The organism is Longimicrobium sp. (genome assembly GCF_036388275.1).
Classification (GTDB): Bacteria; Gemmatimonadota; Gemmatimonadetes; order Longimicrobiales; family Longimicrobiaceae; genus Longimicrobium.
The window spans coordinates 47289-67808 of record NZ_DASVSF010000043.1; the positions used below are offsets into that span (position 1 = coordinate 47289).

Sequence of the window (20520 nt, forward strand, 5' to 3'; positions counted from 1 at the left end):
GTCCACCTCCCATGGCCACCTCCGCCCCGCGCCTTCCCGGCCTGCGGTTCGAACCCGCGCGGCCGCCGTCGCCCCCCGACCTGCCCCGCATGGACGTTGCCGCTTTCGTCGGCTTCGCCAGCGCGGGGCCGGTGGGGGTGCCGGTGGCCGTGGACGACGAGGTGCGCTTTCGCGAGCTGTTCGGCCCGGACCTGCCGCTGGCCTGGGACGTGGCGCGCGGGGAGATGACCTACGCCCACCTGGCGCCCGCCGTGCGCGAGTTCTTTCGCAACGGGGGCCGCCGCTGCTGGATCGTCCGCGTGGCCGACGAGTCCACGCTGGAGGCTTCCGTCTTCCGCATCCCCGGCCTGCTCCACGGCCGCGGGCGCCACGTGGACGCGGCGTACCTGCTCGCCTCGTCCCCGGGCAGCTGGGCCGATGGCATCTCGCTGAACGCCGCGCTGGTGGCCACCCACGTGCCCGCGTCCGACGTCACCGCCGACAAGAACGGGATCGTCCTGTCGCCGGAAAGCCCGTCGCTCCTTCGGCTTACGTGGAAGGACGGCACCGTGGCCTTCTTTCTTCCCCATCCCGGCGCCAACGCGCGCGACATTCCCACGGCGGAGCGCGCGGCCGCCAAGGCACGCCCCTTCTCCCACGCGTACTGGTTCCGCCCGGTTCCCTGGGACGAGCTGGGTTCCGCGGGCGACGCCGTCTTTCTCGCCGGCTCGCGCCAGGTGCCGCTGGACGCGCTCCAGTGGAAGGTGGTCGGCAAGGACGCCGGGCCCTCCCTGCAGATCCGCCTGCATCCCCTGGCCGCTCGCGGCATTCAGCCCGGGTGCTGGATCCGCGCGCGGCTCGACACCCAGGACTTCGACGAGAACGGCTTCGCGTATCCCGCTCTCAAGAAGCCAGGCGGCAATCAGGGGGGCGGCAACAACGGTGGTGGGAACGACGGAAACAACGGCGGCGGGAACGACGGCAACAACGGCGGCGGGAACGACGGCGGTCCCAAGGAGACGACCGCCTTCCTCCTGGTCGACGACGTGATCCGCGAGGCGGACGAGACCATCGTCGTCGTCCGCCAGGCGTGGCGCACGCTGCACCACACCAAGGCGTGGAAGGAAACCGGCGGCGAGGGCTTCGACGACGCTGCGCTCCTCACGATCGAGTTGTGGTCGCGCCGCGCGGACGGCACCGTGGTGCGCCTTCCCGACGTGGGGCTGGTGCCCGGCCATCCGCGCTTCCTGGGCTCCTTTCCGCCCGACCAGGTGCTGTTCGCCCCCACGCAGCAGCTGACCGAGTCCACCACCGACCCGGCGGGCTCGGACCTGTCCGTGCGCCGCATGCAGCTGGCGGCGCCCGATTCCGGCACCTTCGCCGCATCGGAGCACGGAGCCGTGCAGCTGCTGGCCCGCGACGCCGCCAACTCGCTGAAAAAGGGCAAGAAGGGCGGCAAGGGCGATCACGGCGACGACGGCCCCGGGAACGGCGGCGGCGAGGACGACGACGATGGCGGGTTCCAGGCGTACCTGCCGCTGGGCGTGCCCTCCATCCCCCGCGAAGACTTCTACCAGGCCGCCTACACCTCGGGCAGGGCGCCGCTGGAGCGCGACGGGGTGGGAACGTTCTCCCCGGACCTGTTCATGGATCCCCTGCTGTCGGCGCTGCCCGCCGAGCGCCTGCTGGACGAGGCGTTCCACAACGCCTACGTCGCCCAGCCGCCGCGGCCGCCCGTGCGGATGCACGCGCTGCTGCCGGTGGAAGAGGTTTCGCTGCTCGCCGTTCCCGACGCGGTGCACACCGGCTGGCGGCTGAACGACGAAGAGGCGCCCCCCGGGGCCCCCGACGCGCCCACGATCGTCGCCGTCACCCAGCCCGACGCCGAAGGCCACATCCACGCCGAGTGGACCGCGGTGGCCGGGGCGCTGGGATACACGCTGGAAGACGCGCCCGACCCGCGCTTTCGCTCCGGCGTGCACGCGACGGAAACGCCGCAGCCGGGCAGAGTGGGGACCAGGGCCACCATCCTCCGCCCCCGCCCCTGCCCCGACCGCCTGTACTTCCGCGTGCGCGCCCGTACCAGGACCGGCCGAAGCGGCTGGTCCGCCACGGCGCTGCTGGACCTGCCCGAGGACGCGTTCGACGCCTGCGGGGCCGCGCCGCTGGACGCGCCGCTGCTGGACGAGCCCACGACCTCCGGCCCCGCCGCGGATGGCCGCCTTTCCATCACCTGGCGGGCCGCGCCCGAATCGCCCGAGGTCGCCCTGGCCCGCCAGCGCTTCGACCGCGTGTTCCGGGTGGAATCGTCCCCCGATCCCGCGTTCGCCCTGCCCCAGAAGGTCTACGAGGGCAGCGGCACGAAGGCGGAGATGTGGAAGCCGCTTTCCGGCACCTTGTACTTCCGGGCCGCCTCGTGGCTGCAGGAGAAAACGGGCCCGCACGATCCGCCCCCCTGCATCGTGGAGGAAAGCCCCTGGTCGCCCGTGCGGAAGTACGAGGCGCCGGTGGGCAAGCGCTGGGAAACCATCCCCGCCACGGAAGCGGCCGGCCCGCCGCACCAGGGAGCCGCGCTGACCATCCACCAGGCCATGCTGCGCTTCTGCGCCGCCCGGTCGGACTGCTTTTCGGTGCTGGCCCTTCCCCGCCACTTCCGCGAGGCGCAGGCGCTGGCCCACGTCGGTGCCCTGACCACGGCGCTGAGCAGCGGAGCGGCCGACACGGCGAGGCGAAGCCTGAGCTTCGGGGCGCTGTACCACCCGTGGACCGTGGTGAGGACGCCCGTGGCCGCCGCGCCCATGCGCGCCATTCCCCCGGACGGCGCCACCTGCGGGGTGATGGCCTCGCGCGCCAACCTGGACGGCGCCTGGGCCGCGCCGGCGAACAAGCCGCTGGACGGGGTGGCGCTGCTGGACCCCAGGCTTCCCGAGAACGTGCGCGCCGCCTTCCTGGGCAAGCGGGTGAACGCGGTGGCGCCGTTTCCACGCGGCTTCATGAGCTGGAGCGAGGAAACCCTTTCCGACGACGCCGAGCTGCGGGGCGTGGGCGTGCGGCGGCTGATGATCCTGCTGCGCCGCCTGGCCCTGCGCGAGGGCGACACCTACGTGTTCGAGCCCAACGACCCCTCCTTCCGCCGCATGGTGCAGCGGCAGTTCGACGCCATCCTGGGAAACCTGTACGTCCGCGGCGCCTTCGCCGGCACCACGCACCAGGAGGGCTACCGCGTGGTGACGGACGACACCGTGAACCCGCCCGAGAACGTGGACCAGGGACGGCTGGTGATCGAGCTGCGCGTGGCCCCCTCGCGCCCGCTGGCATTCCTGACCGTGCGCCTGGTGCAGACCGGCGCCGGCGTCACCGTCCAGGAGGGCTGACGTGCCCGGCGCCTTCGACCCATCCGATCCCGCCGCGCACCCGTTCACCGCCTTCAACTTCGCGGTGGAGATCCAGGTGCCCGGGATGTCGGGAAAGCTGGCCAATGCGGCATTCAGCGAGTGCGACGGGCTGGAGATGAGCATGGAGCCCAAGACCATCCGCGAGGGCGGCCGCAACTCCGGCCCGGTGCACATGGCGGGGCCCGTCAGCTACGGCCAGCTCACCCTGAAGCGCGGGATGACGGCCAACATGGACCTGTGGCGCTGGTTCGAGCGGGTAAGCGCCGCCGACAACGCCGGCGCGCGCGGCACGGTAGACGTGCTGATGCTGGGCGCCGATCGAAAGCAGCAGCTTCACTTTCGCCTGGGCGGATGCCTGCCGACCAAGCTCAAGACCTCGGCGCTGAACGCCAAGGACGGGCAGATCGCCATCGAAGAGATGCAGGTCGCCTACGAATCGCTGGTCCTGGTCTAACGGAGACACGCGAATGCCCCAACCGGGAAAGCTGGAAAAGGCCACCCTCACCGAGATGTGGCCGGGAAGCGACGACCAGCTGAAGGAGCAGAACGCCACCGGCGGTACCGCCAAGAAGGTCACGGTGCAGTTCAACCCGCAGTCGCTGAAGCTCACCTTCAGCAACCAGAACGCGGGGGGCGGCCAGCCGGGCGGATCGGCGGTGCAGTTCGTGGGTCAGGGCACCACCAAGCTGTCGCTGGAGCTGTGGTTCGACGTCACCCTTCCCGCGGCCGTGGGCCAGGCGGACCCCCAGGGCGACGTGCGCAACCTGACCAGGGAAATCGCCTACTTCATGACCCCACAAAAGGTCACGCAGAAGGGGCAGACGGGGCTGCTGCCGCCGGCCGTGCAGTTCCACTGGGGGAGCTTCCTGTTCAAGGGCACCATCGACTCGATGGACGAGACGCTGGAGCTGTTTTCCGAGACGGGAAAGCCGCTGCGGGCCGGGATGCAGCTCTCGCTCAGCAAGCAGAACATGTCGTTCGAGTTCGGCAAGGCGGGAACGCCGGGGAGCACGTCGCCCGGCGGAGGCGGCGGACCCGGGGGAGGCGGCGTGCCGGGCGCGGGCCCCGCGGCGGGAACGCAGCCGCTGGCCATGGCCAGGGCGGGCGACACCATCCAGGGCGCCTCGGCGCGGCTGGGGGTGGGCGACTGGAAGGCGATGGCCGTGGCCAACGGCATCGAGAACCCGCGCATGGTTTCGCCCGGCGCCCTGCTTAACGTGTCGGGATCGGTGTCGGGCTCGGGCGCCGCGAAGCTGGGGCTGACCGGCGCCACCTCGCTGGCCGTCTCCGCCTCCACCTCCGCCGGCGCCTCGGCCTCCCCGTCCGTGCAGTCGTCCGGCTCCATCACCGTCGCGGGGTCGGGGTCGGGATCGTCGGGGCTCTCCGCCTCGGCCTCGCTTCGCTTCACCGGCCCCTCGGGCCCCGGACGCTGACCCAGAATGACCGTCGTCATCAACGAGCTGGAAGTCGTGGTTTCCGAGCCCCAGGGAAGCTCGCAGCAGCCCGCCCCGGCCGGACCCCCGGCGCTGGAACCGCGCGAGATCGCCGAGCTGCTGGAGCGGCGCGCCCGCCAGGAGCTTCGCCTGTTCGCCCACTGAAAGACCGATGCCCGACGCCGGATCCGCACCCGCCCTCTATCCCTCGCGCCCCCGCATCACCGTGGAGGGGCAGGAAGAGCCCGCGCTCGCCACGCAGCTGCTGGGCCTGTTCGTCGAGGAAACGACGGCCGGGCTGTACCGGGCCGAGCTCACCTTCACCAACTGGGGGCCCAGGGACGGGGCCATCGGCTTCCTGTACTTCGACCGCGCCAAGCTGGACTTCGGCAAGAAGCTGAAGGTGGAGATGGGCGCGGGCGACGGGGCGGGAACCGTGTTCGAGGGGCGCATCACCGCCCTGGAGGGCCGCTTTGCCGGCGCCCGCCCCCCGGAGCTGCTGGTGATGGCCGAGGACCGGCTGCAGGACCTGCGCATGACGCGGCGCACGCGGACCTTCGAGGATGTCAGCGACGCCGACGTGATCCGCCAGGTGGCGCAGTCGCACGGGCTGTCTGCCGACGTGGACGTCGCCGGCCCCACGCACCGCGTGGTGGCGCAGGTGAACCAGAGCGACCTGGCGCTGGCGCGCGACCGCGCCCGCGCCGCCGGGGCCGAGCTGTGGATGGAGGGCGACAAGCTGAAGGCGCGCCCCCGCACCCGCCGCGAGGCCGGCTCGCTGACGCTTACCTACGGCGAGGCGCTGATCGAGTTCGCCGTCACCGCCGACCTGGCGCACCAGGCCACCGCGTTCACCGTGGCGGGATGGGACGTGTCGGGGAAGCAGGCCGTGAAGCACGAGGCCGGAAAGTCCGTCGTGCAATCCGAGCTGAACGGCGGCGAGGCGGGAAGCGACATCCTGGCCGGCGCGCTGGGCCGGCGCCCGCAGCAGGTGGTGCACGAGCTTCCCGTGAACGAGAACGAGGCGCGCGCCCTGGCCGAGGCGCACTACGCCCGCGCCGCCCGGCAGTTCGTGGCCGGCACCGGCGTGGCCGAGGGCGACGCCCGCCTGCGCGCCGGGGCGGAGGTGGAGCTGAAGAAGCTGGGCCCGCTGTTCGAGGGCAAGTACTTCGTCACCCGCGTGCGCCACACCTTCGACGCCGCCAGCGGCTTCCGCAGCGCGTTCTCGGTGGAGCGCCCCGGGCTGGGGAGGGCGGCGTGACGGCCGGCGGCGCCCTGCTGGAGATTCCCGGCGCGCGCGCCCCGAGCGGCTGGGGCGGGCTGTTCTACGGCGCCTACCCCGCCCTGGTCACCGACATCCGGGACCCGGACGGGCAGGGCCGCGTGAAGGTGTCGCTCCCCTGGTCGCCCGATGCCGGCTCCAAATACGAGGCGTGGGCACGCCTGGCCACCCTGATGGCGGGCAACGACCGCGGAAGCTGGTTCATCCCCGACGTGAACGACGAGGTGCTGGTGGTGTTCGCGGGGGGCGACCCGCGCTTTCCCTGCGTGGTGGGCGCGCTGTGGAACGGGCAGGACGCCCCGCCGGAGACCATGGACGGCGGGGGCCTGAACCACGTGAAGAAGCTGCGCAGCCGCAACGGGGTGCAGGTGACGCTGGACGATACCGACGGGCAGGAGAAGATGGTGCTGGAAACCCCCGGCGGGCAGAAGGTGACGCTCAAGGACGGGCCGGGCGCGGTGGAGATCATGGACAGCAACGGCAACTCCGTGAAGCTCGAGACGTCGGGAATCACCATCACCGCCGCGGCCAAGGTGTCCATCACCGCGGGAGCCAACGTCGAGGTGAGCGCGGCCATGGTAAAGGTGAGCGCGGGGATCTCGCAGTTCAGCGGCGTGGTGCAGTGCGACACGCTGATCACCAACTCGGTGGTCAGCGCCAGCTACACTCCCGGCGCGGGGAACATCTGGTGAGCCACGTACGCTGGCTGGCGCCTTCTCCCCTGTGGGACGACCTGGTGGGCAAGCCCGCCGGCTTTCGCGCGCCCGCCCTGCTGCGCTTCGCGGGCGACGACTTCATCCCGCAGTACCAGGCGGCGCTGGCGGAAAAGCCCCGCCAGCTCCGCGGGTTCGTGGCCCGGCCCGAAACCTGGCGCGAACCCGCCGCGGGAATCGACGCCACGCCCAAGCCTTCGCAGGGGCCGCTGCGGCTGTACCAGCCCGTGCACGGCCGCTTCTACCTGGTGGCCGCCTCGCTGGCCTGCCGCGTCCCCGGGCTCCCGGAGCACACGGTGGACGTGGCGAAGGGCGAGGTGGTGGCCTTCGTGCTCCGCCGCCTCACCGTAACCGTCGATCCCAAGACGAAAGCGGAGACGGAAACGGGCGAGTGGGCCTGGGTGGCGCGGCCGGACGGGAGCACCGGGTGGGTGAAGGCCGCGGGCACCGCGCTGGTGACGGACGAAGAGCAGCTGCCGATGTTCGGCACCACCTTTTCCGACGGGGGCGTGCTCAAGCGCCGCCTGTTCGCCGGGCTGGTGCCCGCGTCGCGCCGCGAGGCGTACAGCAACGGGCGCGAGATGGAGGCGGTGGTCCCCGCCCCCGCGCCGGGCTCGCTTGACGACCCGCGCGTGATCGAGTTCCAGCGCACCGTGCTGGACCCGTGGACCGAGATGAAGTCGTGGTACGACCGCGAGAAGGGCGTCGCGGCACGGCGCAGCTCGGCCCTGGCCGCCGCCGAGCAGTCGGGCGGGCTGATGCTGCTGGACTTTCACGACTTCCTGCGCGACGCCATCCGCCCCGTGTGGGACGTGATGGCCGGCACCGCCGCCCGCGCCGGCCTTTCCACCCCCCACAAGGCGCTCTACGACGCGCTGGGCGGAGTGGGGCTGTACGACCGGACGGCGAGCGCCCGGGCCACGCTGATCGACGCCATGAAGCACGCGGCGGCGTTCCGCGCCCAGGTGGAGGCGGGCAGCATCGGCGGGTCGTACGTGGCGCGGGTGGTGATCGGCGACCCGCGCGCCCCCGGAACGCCCCCGCCGATCACCGGCGCCCCCGACCCGGCGGTGGACGAGGCCGCGCTGAGAACGCTGCTGGAGCGGCTTCCCGCGCCGGGAGAAACGCCGGAGGTGGGCGTCCGCAGGCTGAAGAAGCTGGTGATGGACGCGCTGGCGGGAATGGGTGCCGCCAAGCCGGCCCTCCCCGAGCAGCTTCCGTCGCGGGCGCCGAGCACCGCTGGCGAGGACTGGTTCGTCGTCCGCTGCGTGTACCTGCGCCCGCACTGCGGAAAGAAGTCGCCGCCGCTGGTCAGCGACCGCTCCGAGCGGTTCCGGCTGACGTCGTTCTTCGAGCCCGAGGCCCCCGCCCGGCACCTGCGCGTGGCGCTGCCGGTGGACACCAGCCCCGCCACCCTGCGCAAGTACAACCGCAACGTGGCGTTCATGCTGAGCGACCAGCTGCGCAAGCAGATGAGCCGCGCCGCCAGCCTGAAGGGGCTGATGGAGGGGGAGGTGGGCAACGAGGAGGGCGGGCTGGACTTCGCCGTGATCTGCTCGTTCAGCATTCCCATCATCACCATCTGCGCGCTGATCCTGCTGATGATCATCGTCAGCCTGCTCAACATCATCTTCTGGTGGCTGCCGTTCTTCAGGATCTGCTTTCCCGTTCCCAAGATGAAGTGACCATGCCGCGCGATACCGTGTTCGGATCGGGGATCTCGTTCCCCATGCGCCTGGGGCCCGACGGCCGCGTGGCCGTTTCGGAGGGGCCCGAGAACATCCGCGAGGCCGTCCGCGTGATCCTCCTTACCGAGGCGGGCGAGCGGCTTCAGCTCCCGGAGTTCGGCGGGGGGGCGGGCCGGTTCCTCTTCGAGCCCAACACGGTGGGCACGCGCAGGCGGGTGCAGGAGCGCATCGAAGAGGCGCTCTCGCGCTGGGAGCCGCGCATCGCCCTGCAGGACGTGAGCGTGGAAGAAGACCCGGACGACCCGCAGGCCGCCCTTGCCACCGTTCGCTACCAGCTGGTCGCCAACCGCGCCGCCGAACAGGTGTCGGTGCGCGTGCAGCTCGCAAGCTGAAGGCCCATCCCATGCCGCTCATCGTTCCCAAGATCGACGACCGCGACTATTCGCGGATCCTCTCCGAGGCGCTGGCCCGCATTCCGGTGCACACGCCGGAGTGGACCAACTTCAACGACGCCGACCCGGGCGTCACCCTGCTCCAGCTGTTCGCCTTCATGACGGACAGCCTGCTGTACCGCGCCAACCTGATCCCCGAGCGCAACCGGCTGAAGTTCCTGGACCTGCTGGGGATTCCGCTGCGCCCCGCGGCCGCCGCCGTGGGCGTGGTGTCCATCGACAACGAGCGCGGCCCGCTGGAAACCGTCACCCTTCCCGCGGAGCTGCAGCTGTTCGCCGGCCCGGTGGGCTTCGTCACCGGCAACGCGCTCGACGTGCTGCCGGTGGAGGGGCGCGTGTTCTACCGTGCGCCGCTTCCCGCCGGGTCCAGCGAAGACACGGCGCAGCGGATGTACGAGCAGCTGTACGGCGACACCGACGAGGACGCGTCCTCGCTGGACTTCTACCGCACGACGCCCTTCGAGGCCCCGCAGAACGGCGCGCGCATCGGCGCGGTGAGCCTTACGCAGGACGCGGTCGACAACACGCTGTGGATGGCGCTGCTGGTGCGGCCGGCCGACGTGAAGCTGGAGAACGCGCGCGACAGGGTGCGCAAGGCCATCGCGGGGAAGACGCTCACCCTGGGCTTCGTCCCGGCGTGGGACGGGAGCCAGCGGGTGATGCGCCCCGGCGGCGCGCCCCCGCGCCGGCTCCCCACCCTGGCGTTCGACATCTCCACCGGCGAGTTCAGCGGCGACACCCCGCGCTACGCCCGCCTGGACGCCGCGGCGGACGACGACGCGCTGGAGAACCTTACCCTGGTGCAGCTGACGCTCCCCGAGGCGGGCGGGTTCGGCGCCTGGAACGACCTGGACCCCATGGAAGAGGGCGTGGGCGAGCTTCCCCCCGCCCTGGATGACGAAAAGGTGGCAGACCGGGTGCTGTGCTGGATCCGCATTCGCCTGGATGCGTCGGACGCGGGGGGAACGGCGTCCAAGGGATGGGAGGCGCGCTTCAGCTGGGTGGGCGCCAACGCCGCCCGCGTTTCGCAGCGCGTCCCCGTCGCCCCCCTGCGGGTGGGCACGGGGACGGGCGAGCCCCACCAGTCGCTGGTGCTTCCCAACACCCCCGTGATCCCCGGCTCGGTGCAGCTTGCCGTGGGCGGCGAAGCGTGGACGCGGGTGGACGACCTGCTTTCCGCCCCGCCCGAGGTGCCGGTGCGCGACCCCTCGCTTCCCCCCGGCGCCCCGGCGCCCGCGGCGGGCGACCCGCGCGTGTTCGCCGTCGATCGCGAAAGCGGACAGGTGACGTTCGGCAGCGGCTACGCGGGAATGCGTCCGCCCCCGGGGGCGGCCATCGTCGCGGCGTACGCGCACGGCGGCGGCCGCGCCGGGAACGTGGGCGTGGGCGGCATCCGGACGGCGCCGCGGCTTCCCGCGGGGTTCCGCCCGTTCAACCCCGTGCCCACCTGGGGGGGCGACGACGGCGAGAGCGTCGCCGAGGCCGAGCGCCGCATTCCCCTTCACCTGAAGCACCAGGACCGCGCCGTCTCGGCCGAGGACTTCCGCGAGATCGTCCCGCAGACGCCCGGCATCTCGCTGGGGCGAATGGAGGTGCTCCCCAGCTACCACCCGTCCATCGGCTCGCCGGCGCCGGGGGTGGTCACCCTGCTGCTGATTCCCAACGATCCCCTGCGCCCCGAGGGGCCGGTTCCCGACCGCCTCTTCCTTCAGGCCGTCTGCCGCTACCTGGAGCCGCGCCGCCTGGTGACCACCGAGGTGCACCTGCGCGGGCCGGAGTACGTGCCGGTGTCGCTGGCGGTGGGCTTCGACGCCATCGCGGGAAGCGACATCGCGGCCGTGCGCGAAGAGGTGAAGGCGGCGCTGCGGCGCTTCCTGTCTCCCCTGCAGGGGGGGCATCCCGTCCGCGCGACGGCGTACGACGAGCCCACCGCCCGGGGGTGGCTGCTGGACACCGCCGTGGAAGACCGCGAGTTGTGGGCGCAGGTGGCGCGGGTGCCCGGCGTGTCGAGCGTGCGGGGGGTGAGGATGTGGAACGCGGCGGGGGCGGAAATCCGCACGCTGGGCATCTCGGGCCTTCAGCTTCCCCGGCTGGACCACCTGTCGGTACGCACGGGAGACCCCGAAGACCTGAAGGACGCCATCACCGGCGGCCCCGGGACGGGCGCGGGAGGAACGGGGACGGGTGGAACGGGAACGGGTGGAACGGGAACGGGAACGGGCGGCACGGGGACCGGAACGGGCGGGGCCGCGCGCAAGCGGCGCCCGGTGCCGGTGATTCCGCGGAGCTGCTGAGGAGGCGCGCGTGGACGTCAACGGCACCCGCTTTCACCTGCTCCTGGGGCGCGGCGACTGGCTTCCCCGACCGGTGGCCGGCGCGGAGTGGGACGACGCCACCGCCAGCGTGGGGCTGGAGCGGCTTCCCTTCGTCTTTCCCCCGCGCCGGGCCGAGAGCCCGCCCCGGCTGGAAGACCGCCGCGGCGCCGGGCGCGACCGCCACGGCAACTGGTACTGGGTGTCGGACGACGGGCGCGGCATCGCCAGCCGCGGCCGCCACGACGCCGAGCCCACCGCGTTCTGGCCGCACCCGGAGCCCTCGTGCGCGCCGGCGCCGGGGAGCGACTTCGCCCCCGCCGCGCCCCCGCCGCCGCGGCCCCCCGCGCGCATCCATGGGCTGGCGGTGACGGGCGAGCACTACCTGGTGGCGGGCACGCCGGACCAGAACGGGCTGCTGGTGTTCGACCTGGCCGCGGGAGGCGAGCCGCTGGCGCTGCGCTGGCCCGCCGGGGTGCCCTTTGCGCCCTGGGACATCGCCGCGGCGCCGGACGGCGGCGTGTGGGTGCTGGACCGCGACAACGCCCGGCTCTGGTCGCTGGACCGGCTGTTCCGCGTCCGCCAGGTGCATCCCTCGCCCGACGTGGCGGACGAGCCGGACTTCGCCCCGGCGCTCCCCCCCGAAGACGGCGGGGAGCGGCCCCGGCGGGAGCCGCGCGAGGGCCCGCTGCGCCTGCAGGCTTCGCTTTCCATCGCTTCGGTGCTGGACCCCATCGCCGTCGAGGTGCTGTGCGACGGAAGCGCGCTGGTCCTGGGGCGCGACGGCACGGCGCCGGTGATCCACCGCTTCACCCTGCAGCGCGGGGAAACGTCGGTGCATCCCCTGGCCCCGCTGCTGTACGCGCATCCCGAGGTGATCCACGAGATGCCGTACGCGCACGAGTTCGCCTTCGTCCCCGCGGCGGGGTGCTCGCGCGAGGCGGTGTCGGGGCAGGTGCTGCTCACCTCGCCCGACGGCAACCAGGCCTTCGCCTTCACCATCGCCGGCCCCGCGGACGAGCCGTGGCTGGAGTTCGACCCGCGCTTCTTTCCCATGCGCCGCCACGGCGGCCGCGCGCTGGTGGTGGCCGGGGGCGAGGCCCACTACGACAGCGGAACGCGCTGGGTGTCGCTGCTGGAGTATCCGCGTCCCACCTTCGGCCGCGGGGCGAAGCTGGTCTTCCCCGCCCTCCCCGCGGAGGACGGCGAGGCAGCCGCCTTCGACGGGCGCGAGCCGGGGTGCGTGTGGCACCGGCTGTTCCTGGACGGCTGCATTCCCCCGGAGTCGTCGGTGACGGTGGAAAGCCGCGCGGCCGAGACGCGGGCGGAGCTGGCGTCCATGGAGTGGAGCCGCGAGCCCGCCCCCTACCTGCGCGCCGCCGGGCCCGAGCTTCCCTACCGGTCCACCTATCCCCCGGGTCCGCAGGGACAGGCGGGCACCTGGGAGCTGCTCTTTCAGAACGCGGTCGGGCGCTACCTGCAGCTGCGGGTGACGCTGACGGGGAACGGGCGCATCACCCCCCGGCTGCGGGGCCTTCGCGCCTACTATCCCCGCTTCTCCTACCTGCGCGAGTACCTGCCCGCCGTGTACCGCGAGGATGCGGGGTCCGCGTGGTTCCTGGACCGCTACCTGGCCAACGTCGAAGGCACCTTCACCGGCGTGGAAGAGCGGATCGCCGCCGCCCAGGTGCTGTTCGACACGCGCACCGTGCCGCCGGAGTTCCTGGAGTGGCTGGCGGGATGGATGGGCGCCGCCGTCGACGCCGCGTGGAGCGAGGAGAAGAAGCGCTTCTTCCTGGCCCACGCCACGGAGATGTTCGCCGGCCGGGGCACCCGCGAGGGGATGATCCGCGCCCTGCGGCTGGCGCTGGACGAGTGCGTGGACCCGCACCTGTTCGACGATGCGGGCGACGCCGCGGCCGCGGCTCCGGCAACCCCGTCCGCGGGAGGATGCGGATGCGGGTGCGGCGGCGGCGGCGATTCGGAGAAGGGCGGCGACGGGCCGGAACGGCGGTTCACGGTGCGGGTGGTGGAGCAGTTCCTTACCCGCGACGCCCCCGGCGTGGCTTACGGCGACGTGGGCGGACTGTCCGGCCCGGGAACGACGACCACCGCGCTCCAATGGACGCCCGCGCAGGGGCCCGAGCCGCTTCACGCGCGCTGGCGGGAGTGGCTGGCCGGCCGCTACGCCGACGTGGACGCGCTGAAGGAGGCGTGGGGGCTGGAGTCCGACGACGACGGCGGCGTCGCGCTCGCCGCGAAGACCGCCAAGGTGAGGGCGGTGCTGGGCGCCGCGTTCGAGGTGACGCTCGCCGCCGCGGCGCCGGAAGATCCCGACTACGAGTCGCTGGACGACACGCGGCTGAAGCTTCCGCCCACCACGCCGCGCAACGCGGCCAAGGCCGCCGACTGGACGCGCTTTCTGCGCGAGGGGCTGGGCTTTACCTGGGCCGTCCCCGATGGCGGGGCCGACCTGGCGCTGTGGCGCGACTTCCTGGCGCGCCGCTACCGCCAGCCGGGCGACCTGGCCCGCGCGTGGGGGCGCGGGGCCGGCCAGGGCTACGCGTCGTGGGACGAGGTGGGCTACCCGGCCGAGCTGCCGGACAACACGGCGGCGCTGGGCGACTGGACGACGTTCGTCTCGGTCGTGGTGCCCATGCGCCGCGGCGCGCACCGCTTTTCGGTGCTGGTGCCGGTGGCGCCGGGCGACGGGCAGGAGGCGCAGCGCGGGCGGCTGGAGCTGGCACACCGCATTGCCCTGCTGGAAAAGCCCGCTCACACCATCGTGAGCACGCGCCTGTACTGGGCCGCCTTTCGCGTGGGCGAGGCCCGGCTGGGCACCGACACGCTGCTGGGCCAGGGAAGCCGGTTCACCTCGCTGGTGCTGGCCGCCGGCGAGCTGGCCGGGTCGCACCTGGGGTGGACGGAGCCATGGAACGTTCGCGGGCGGCGGGTCGTCGGGCGGGACCCGGCGGGCGCCTCCCCGCAGTCGCGAGGAAACTTTCAGAGGTGGACATGATCTCACAGGCATCGCCCGCCGCCGGGCCCCTTCGCACCGACGCCTCCAAGCGCGTGAACTACACGCTGGGCCTGGTCCTGGGCGTCGACGAGTTTCAGCAGGACCAGCTGTACCACGCCGCCGGCCGGCGCGGGCACAACCGGCTGCTCCACGGCTACGGCACCGTGTGGGGGCTGCGGGTGAACGCCGTTCCCGGCGGCGCCGAGCCCGAGATCCAGGTGGAGCCGGGGATGGCCGTGGACCCGTGCGGCCGTGAGATCTGCATCACGGACCTGATGTGCGTGAAGCTCGACCGCTGGCTGAGCGTGCACCAGAAGTCGCTGGAGCACCTGTTCGGAGCCGGGGGCACCACGCTTCCGCTGGCGGTGATCCTGTGCCACCGCGAGTGCCCCACCGACACCGTTCCCGTTCCCGGCGAGCCCTGCCGCAGCCAGGACGACGCCATGCAGCCCTCGCGCATCCGCGACGGCTTCGAGCTGAAGCTGGCGGTGCGCGACGACGCGCCCTGGGGCGTGCCGCCGGTGGGCTCGCCTCCCGGGCCGGAGTCCACCGGGCTGACGGTGTACCGCACCTCGCAGGCGGAGGAGCGGGCCGTGCGGGCCTTCGGGCAGCTGCTCGGCCGGGTGGAGACCACCGACACCCTGGTGGCCGTGGGCGGCAGGGCCGAGCTGCTGGCCGCGGTGCGCGCCCTGCCCCGCGCCATCGGCGAGGATGGGATCGCCAGCCCCCCCGCGCTGGACAACAGCCCCATCCTGCTCCCCGCCGGCGAGGCGCGCGAGATCCTGCGCGAGGCCTTCGGCGTGTGGGTTACCGAGGTGCGCCCGGTGATCCGGGGCGAAGAGAACCCCAACACCTGCGGCGACGCCGGCGGCGAATGCTGCGTGCTGCTGGCCGAGGTGGACCTTCGCGTAGCCCCGGGGGGGAGGCTGGCCCACGCCTCCGAAGAGTCGCCCCCCATCCGCGTCCGCGAAGACACGCGCCCCTACCTGCTCCACACCCGGCTGCTGCAGGAGTGGCTGCTGGCCAACAGCGTGGAGCGGCGGCCCGACGTGGACTCGTTCGCCACCCTGCAGGTGCTGGGGCCGCACCGCATCCGCGCGTGGGTGCACCACGAACGGCAGCTGGCGCTTTCGCCCGGCGCCGTGGAGGTGCGGGTGAACGAGGTGCCGCGCGAGGTGGCCAACGTGATCCCCGCGGGCATCCGCAACGTGTGGGACATCGTCTTTCCCGAGCCGGTGCCCAGCAAGGTCGTGGCGCGCGTTCCCGCGCCGAACCTGGCCGAAGATCCCCACGACATGAACGACGGCGACGTGGTGGAGGTGAGGTTCAACGCCAAAGAGGTGATGCTTGCCGGCTCGCCCCCGCGCTCCGTCGCCGACGACCTGCGCGAGGGAAGCGGCGAGTACCTGGACCGCGACGTGTGGACGCTGCCGGCGTACACCGTCTACAACAAGCTCGAGGGGGGCGACCTGGCGGGCGAGTACCTGCTGCCCATCGTCGCCAAGATCCAGAAGTTCCCGGTGGCGCCCACCACGCCGCAGAACGACCAGTACCTGTACTCCAACGGCACCACGTGGATGCCGCGCGCGCTCCCGGCGGGAACCAAGGACCTGTCGGGCGTCTACCCGCACAACCTCGTCCGGGGGCTGCAGGGAAAGCGGGTGTCGGCCACCGACCCGGTGGAGCTGGACTTCCTGCAGTGGCGCCGGTCGGGGTCGCCGCCCGGGTCGCCGGAGTGGACGCCCACGGAGCTGCGGTTCTCGCACCCCAGCGACGTCGAGGGCCGGTACGACGCGGTAAAGGTCGTCGGGCTGCAGGGAAAGGGCGTCTCGGCCACCCAGCCCACCATCACCAACCAGGTGCTGGCGTACAACGGCGTAGAGTGGGCGCCCAACACTCCGCAGGCGGTGCTGGGACCCGCGGCGGGCGACGTCACCGGGCCGTACGGCGCCCTGAAGGTGGAGCGCATGCAGGGAAAGCCCGTGCCGGCCACCGCGGCCAACGGGCAGTTCCTGAAGTTCCAGACCTCGCCGGCCTTGCCCACCGGCCAATGGGTGGCCGGAACCCTGGAATACGCCACGGACAGCGACCTCGACAACACCTATCCCGCGACCAAGGTCAGGAGCTTCAAGGGGCACGCCTACGCCGCCACGCCCACCAAGGACGGCGAGGTGCTCACCTGGCAGCTCGTGAACGGCCGCGGAAGCTGGGTGGCGCGCACACCGGCCGGAGGCGGCGGACCGGGTGGCGCGGCGGGCGGCGACCTGACCGGCCTGTACCCCAGCCCGACGGTAACCGGCATCAACAACCAGCCGGTGGCCCCGGGCACCGACCCGGGCCAGGTGCTGGTGTTCAACGGCAAGTCGTGGGACGCGGCAGACCCGGGCACCGGCTTCGGGACAGGCCAGTACCAGGTGATCGGGGCCGGGCACTTCATCCTGGAAAAGGTCATCGACGAGTCCACCGGCGAGGTTGCGGCGGTCGACCGCTACAACGGGCTGGAGTTGTTCGACGCCGGGTTCATCGGCGACAACCGCCTGTTCCAGCTGGGCATCCCCGAGCTGGACATCGACAAGTGGTCGTACGTCGTCAAGGCCACCGTGGCCGGGGGGGTCGCCGCGCTCGTCCTGCCGAAGCCGGGAATCTACCAGCTCGAATGGATCCGGTTGGGCTCGTCGAACGAGAGGAGCGACCTTCACGTGGAAGTCAGCCGGTATCCCAGCGGCGAAATCGGCTTTCCCATCAAGTAACCGGAGCTGAGCGATGACGACGGAGCTGCTCGAGCCGGTGGTGGACGATGGGGTGCGGCTCACCCACTTCTTCAACGGCCGCGTGCTCACGGCCGAAGACCTGAAGCGCGAACAGGATGCGCTCCGCGGCCGGCACCGCGGGCTGGCCGGCGCCCTGGGCGAAGGCGTGGTGCGCGGGATGGAGGTCACGGTGGGCACCCAGACGCTCTCGGCGCCCGCATCCGGCGCCGATACGCTGGTGGTGTCGGGGCCCACCGTGTCGATCACGCCGGGGCTGGCCTTCAACCTGGACGGCGACCCCGTGGCGCTTCCGCAGCGGGTGGAGCTGCGGCTGACCCCCGGCACCGCCGGGCAGGACGCGGCCGCCGGCCTGTTCGCCGCCTGCACCACGGCCACCGCCGAGATCTCGCTGACCAACGCCGGGTTCTACCTTCTTTCCGCCCGGCCGGCGACGGCGTTCAGCCGGGAGCGTGCGGCGGCGGTGGACTACGCCTCGGACGGGGTCGGCGCCGCGTGCGGCAGCCGCTTCACCCAGGAGGGCGCATCGTTCTCCCTGGTGCCCCTTCCCCTGCCCTCGCCCACCCCCCAGGTGCCGCTGTCGGGCACGCTTTCCACGCTGCTGACGGCGGTGAACAACGACGTCGAAAGGGCGCGGCGCAACGACACCACCGACCCCGGTCTTACGCCGCGGCTGGCCAGGGGGCTCAGCAAGCTGCGCAACGCCATGGCCTACTGGTGCATGGGGTGGGGCCGCCACGACGTGCGCATCGCCGCGCTGGCGGTGGCCGGCGCCAGCCCCGGTCCGCTGACGCCCATCGACGCGCTGCGCCAGGCCGGGCAGCTGTCGACGTGCGACGTGCCGCTGGCGGTGCTGTTCGTGAGCCGCCGGCAGCTGGAGTTCGTGGACATGTGGTCGGTGCGCCGCGTGCCCAGCCCGCTGGGCGAGCAGACGGTGTTCGGCATGGCGACGGGCGCCCTGCCCCGCGCGGAATCCGCGGCCATGTTCCTCCAGTTCCGCGACCACGCCTCCATGTTCTTTGGCGACAACGCCGTGGCGGCGCCGCGGACGGTGGTGGCCAGCGAGTGGTTCGTGTACCTGCCGCCCGTGGGCATTCTCCCCGTGCAGACGGGTGGCGAGCGGGAGCGGATCAGGGTGATGGAGGCCACCCACCTGGAGCTGGCGCCGATGGCGAACGGGATGATGATCGAGGGCACGGGCACCGGGCCCCCGATCATCGGCGGGGGCGGTGGGCCGATCATCGGCACGGGGCCCCGCGGAACCGGCGGCGGAACCGTGGGATTCGAGCCGTACACGTTTTTCCAGGGGATCGGGGGCGACGATCCGTGGGGCCACACGGTTCCCGCCGACTGGGTGACGCCGCTGGTCGGCAAGGCGCTGCAGGACGTGCCGTCGCTGCTTTCCGGCACGCCGGTGCTGCGCTACTACCGCTTCGGCGAGCAGGGGCAGGAGGCGCCCTACCTGATGTTCCGCACGCGCCGCTGGCTGCCGCCGCAGCAGTTCCAGCAGACGACGTGAGCACCGCGGCGCCGGCGGGGATGCGCCTTCGCGTGCAGCGGCTGCTGCAGGCCGCCACGCTGGAGCCGGCCGGCCTGCCGCCCGCCGCGGTGCTCGTGGTGCGCTCCCTCTCCGATCCCCTTCCGGGCCGCATCGCGCCGCGGCCAGGCGAGGTGCGCGCCCCCGCCGAGTGGGAGCGAGCCGTCCGCGCGGCCCTGGCCGACCGTTGGCGGAGCGCCGCCCGGCCCGGACGCGGCCCGGTACCGGCCGGCGCGAACGCCGTTTTCTTCGCCGATACGGCGGAGATGATCGCCTCCTTCGCGCGCGACGCCTGCGCGGGCGACGTGGGCAAATGGTGGTGGAAGGCGCTGATGAAGGAGCTGCCCGGCGCTCCCGTCGCGGCGCTCACCGCGCTGTGGGCGCGCGAGGCCCGTCACGTTCCCGCCGCGCTGGAGCACCTGGCCGGCACCGACGACGCCGGCCGCGTCGCCGCCGCGCTCCCGCCCGCGGAGGCCGCGCGCATTCTCGCCGCCGTCGCCCTGGCGTTCGAAGCGCCGTCGCTCCTCGCCGCGCCCCGCCTGACGCTGGTTTCCGATGTCGCCCGTTCGCCGTCCGCGGAGCCCGGCGGCGATCGGGTGACGCCGTCCGCCTTCACGTCCGGCTCTGGTCGCGCCGATGGGCTGCCCGCCCGCGCCGCCACGCCGCTGGGGCGTCCACGGGGGGTCCCGTCCCCCACCGCGGCGCCCTGGGCGGGCCTCCTGCCGGCCGACGCCGTGCCGCGCGGGTTGGCGCCGGAGCAGGAGGCCCTCGTCGGCCTCGGGCTGGTGCTGCACCGCGCGCCGCTCGTGGCTCGCGGCACGCCCTTCGTCGCCCGCTTCGTCCGCTGGCGCGCCCAGGCCGCCGCCCCGCTCCACACGCCTGCGGATCGCCGATCGGACTCCGACGCAGCCGCCGGAACCGGGGCGGACCTCACGACCCCGCGTGCACCGATCCCCCGATCGACGCCGTTGGCGGAGCCGGAGTCCGCGTCCAGACCGGAGGCCGCGCGGCGTGGGACGGATGCGGACGATCCGATGCACGGAGCCGATCCGCACGCCATCGACCCTCCTCCATCCACCGCGGCCGCCGAGAAGGAGCGCGAGGTGTGGATGGAGGCCCGCGCATCCACCGACCCCCAGCTGCCGAAACCGTCTCATCCGTTGGACGAAGCGGACCAAGCGGAGGATGGGACGGAGCGGGCGCCTGCCGAGATAGTGGTCAAAGTGGTCAGCTCCGCGACACCACCCGCGAAGAACGAGGCGCGGCTCCCGGCCGAGGAGGCGGAACCGTGGGAGGTCCGCGTCTTCTCGCCGCCGGTGGACGAGGCACGCGTGGCCAGCGGCGCGTGCGGCGTGTTCTTCCTGGTGAACGTGCTGCGGTCGATGGACTTCTTTCGCCTGCTGGACGAGCACTTCGGCGTGGCGCCGGTGGTGGGCGGATGGGGATGGGTGGAGCTGGCCGCCCGCGCGCTGCTGGGGCCGGACGCGGCGGGGGTGGCGGACGACCCGCTCTGGCGCCTCCTGGCCGAAGTGGACGGGCGCGAGCCGGAGGAGCTTCCCGGCACCGGCTTTCCGCCGGTGTCCATCGCCCGGCTTCCCGACGCGTGGATCGAGCTGTTCGGCGGAGCGCCGCCCTCGCCGAAGTCCTCGCCCCTGCTGGGGATGGAGGGATCGGCGGAGCTGCGCCGGTTCCTGGACCTCGTTACGCCGGTGCTGCGCGCGCGGATCGGCGCGGCGCTGCGGGCGGCCGGGTTGGACCCCGACGAGGGGCTGGAATCGGCGCTGTTCCGCCGCGAGGGCACCGTCGACGCCACCCGCACGCACGTGGACGTGCACATGGGCGTGGACCAGGTGACGCTCCCCATCCGCCTTGCCGGTCTGGACGCCAACCCCGGCTGGGTGCCGGAGCTGGCGCGCGTGGTCACCTTCTACTTCGCCTGACC

The 20520-nt window shown here is 72.9% G+C and carries 13 protein-coding genes; all 13 read left to right on the top strand.

All coding sequences use genetic code 11. The features are described 5' to 3' along the window. The first annotated feature begins 11 nt into the window (after positions 1–11). From VF632_RS09305 to VF632_RS09365, 13 genes are read left to right on the top strand one after another with little or no spacing between them, the layout of a single operon-like run. Entirely contained in the window at positions 12–3353 is a 3342-nt protein-coding gene (locus VF632_RS09305; protein ID WP_331022601.1) for a hypothetical protein, read from the top strand. A 1-nt stretch (position 3354) separates the two neighbouring features. Further along, on the top strand, positions 3355–3828 hold the full coding sequence (locus tag VF632_RS09310) for a phage tail protein (protein ID WP_331022602.1): 474 nt from the start codon (positions 3355–3357) through the stop codon (positions 3826–3828). 13 nt (positions 3829–3841) lie between these two features. Continuing rightward, complete coding sequence (locus VF632_RS09315) at positions 3842–4807, top strand: hypothetical protein (RefSeq protein WP_331022603.1); 966 nt, start codon at positions 3842–3844, stop codon at positions 4805–4807. Positions 4808–4813: 6 nt separating this feature from the next. Further along, positions 4814–4972, top strand: coding sequence for a hypothetical protein (locus VF632_RS09320; RefSeq protein ID WP_331022604.1), 159 nt, complete (start codon positions 4814–4816; stop codon positions 4970–4972). Positions 4973–4979: 7 nt separating this feature from the next. After that, entirely contained in the window at positions 4980–6068 is a 1089-nt protein-coding gene (locus VF632_RS09325) for a phage late control D family protein (RefSeq protein ID WP_331022605.1), read from the top strand. Continuing rightward, positions 6065–6781: a phage baseplate assembly protein V gene (locus tag VF632_RS09330; protein ID WP_331022606.1), complete on the top strand. Its 717-nt coding sequence runs from the start codon at positions 6065–6067 to the stop codon at positions 6779–6781. The genes VF632_RS09325 and VF632_RS09330 overlap by 4 nt, the downstream gene beginning before the upstream one ends. Beyond that, positions 6778–8487 carry a hypothetical protein gene (locus VF632_RS09335; protein ID WP_331022607.1) on the top strand — a complete coding sequence of 570 codons (1710 nt, stop codon included), beginning with the start codon at positions 6778–6780 and terminating at the stop codon, positions 8485–8487. The genes VF632_RS09330 and VF632_RS09335 overlap by 4 nt, the downstream gene beginning before the upstream one ends. A 2-nt stretch (positions 8488–8489) precedes the next feature. Then, positions 8490–8882: a GPW/gp25 family protein gene (locus tag VF632_RS09340; protein ID WP_331022608.1), complete on the top strand. Its 393-nt coding sequence runs from the start codon at positions 8490–8492 to the stop codon at positions 8880–8882. 11 nt (positions 8883–8893) lie between these two features. Next, a complete protein-coding gene (locus VF632_RS09345) occupies positions 8894–11236 on the top strand; it encodes a baseplate J/gp47 family protein (RefSeq protein WP_331022609.1) in 2343 nt (780 codons plus the stop codon). Positions 11237–11246: 10 nt separating this feature from the next. After that, the gene (locus VF632_RS09350) at positions 11247–14273 is read left to right on the top strand and encodes a phage tail protein (protein WP_331022610.1); all 3027 of its coding nucleotides are present in this window, start codon (positions 11247–11249) and stop codon (positions 14271–14273) included. Then, positions 14270–17023 carry a hypothetical protein gene (locus VF632_RS09355; protein ID WP_331022611.1) on the top strand — a complete coding sequence of 918 codons (2754 nt, stop codon included), beginning with the start codon at positions 14270–14272 and terminating at the stop codon, positions 17021–17023. Before VF632_RS09350 ends, VF632_RS09355 begins: the two co-directional genes overlap by 4 nt. A 13-nt stretch (positions 17024–17036) precedes the next feature. Then, positions 17037–18560, top strand: coding sequence for a hypothetical protein (locus VF632_RS09360; protein WP_331022612.1), 1524 nt, complete (start codon positions 17037–17039; stop codon positions 18558–18560). Beyond that, positions 18557–20518, top strand: coding sequence for a hypothetical protein (locus VF632_RS09365; RefSeq protein WP_331022613.1), 1962 nt, complete (start codon positions 18557–18559; stop codon positions 20516–20518). Before VF632_RS09360 ends, VF632_RS09365 begins: the two co-directional genes overlap by 4 nt. Positions 20519–20520 lie beyond the last annotated feature (2 nt).

Bases quoted from the DNA above. Each gene is read 5' to 3' on its own strand.
- VF632_RS09320 (WP_331022604.1), top strand. From the start codon at position 4,814: ATGACCGTCGTCATCAACGAGCTGGAAGTCGTGGTTTCCGAGCCCCAG.
- VF632_RS09340 (WP_331022608.1), top strand. From the start codon at position 8,490: ATGCCGCGCGATACCGTGTTCGGATCGGGGATCTCGTTCCCCATGCGC.
- VF632_RS09305 (WP_331022601.1), top strand. From the start codon at position 12: ATGGCCACCTCCGCCCCGCGCCTTCCCGGCCTGCGGTTCGAACCCGCG.
- VF632_RS09315 (WP_331022603.1), top strand. From the start codon at position 3,842: ATGCCCCAACCGGGAAAGCTGGAAAAGGCCACCCTCACCGAGATGTGG.
- VF632_RS09360 (WP_331022612.1), top strand. From the start codon at position 17,037: ATGACGACGGAGCTGCTCGAGCCGGTGGTGGACGATGGGGTGCGGCTC.
- VF632_RS09355 (WP_331022611.1), top strand. From the start codon at position 14,270: ATGATCTCACAGGCATCGCCCGCCGCCGGGCCCCTTCGCACCGACGCC.
- VF632_RS09325 (WP_331022605.1), top strand. From the start codon at position 4,980: ATGCCCGACGCCGGATCCGCACCCGCCCTCTATCCCTCGCGCCCCCGC.
- VF632_RS09345 (WP_331022609.1), top strand. From the start codon at position 8,894: ATGCCGCTCATCGTTCCCAAGATCGACGACCGCGACTATTCGCGGATC.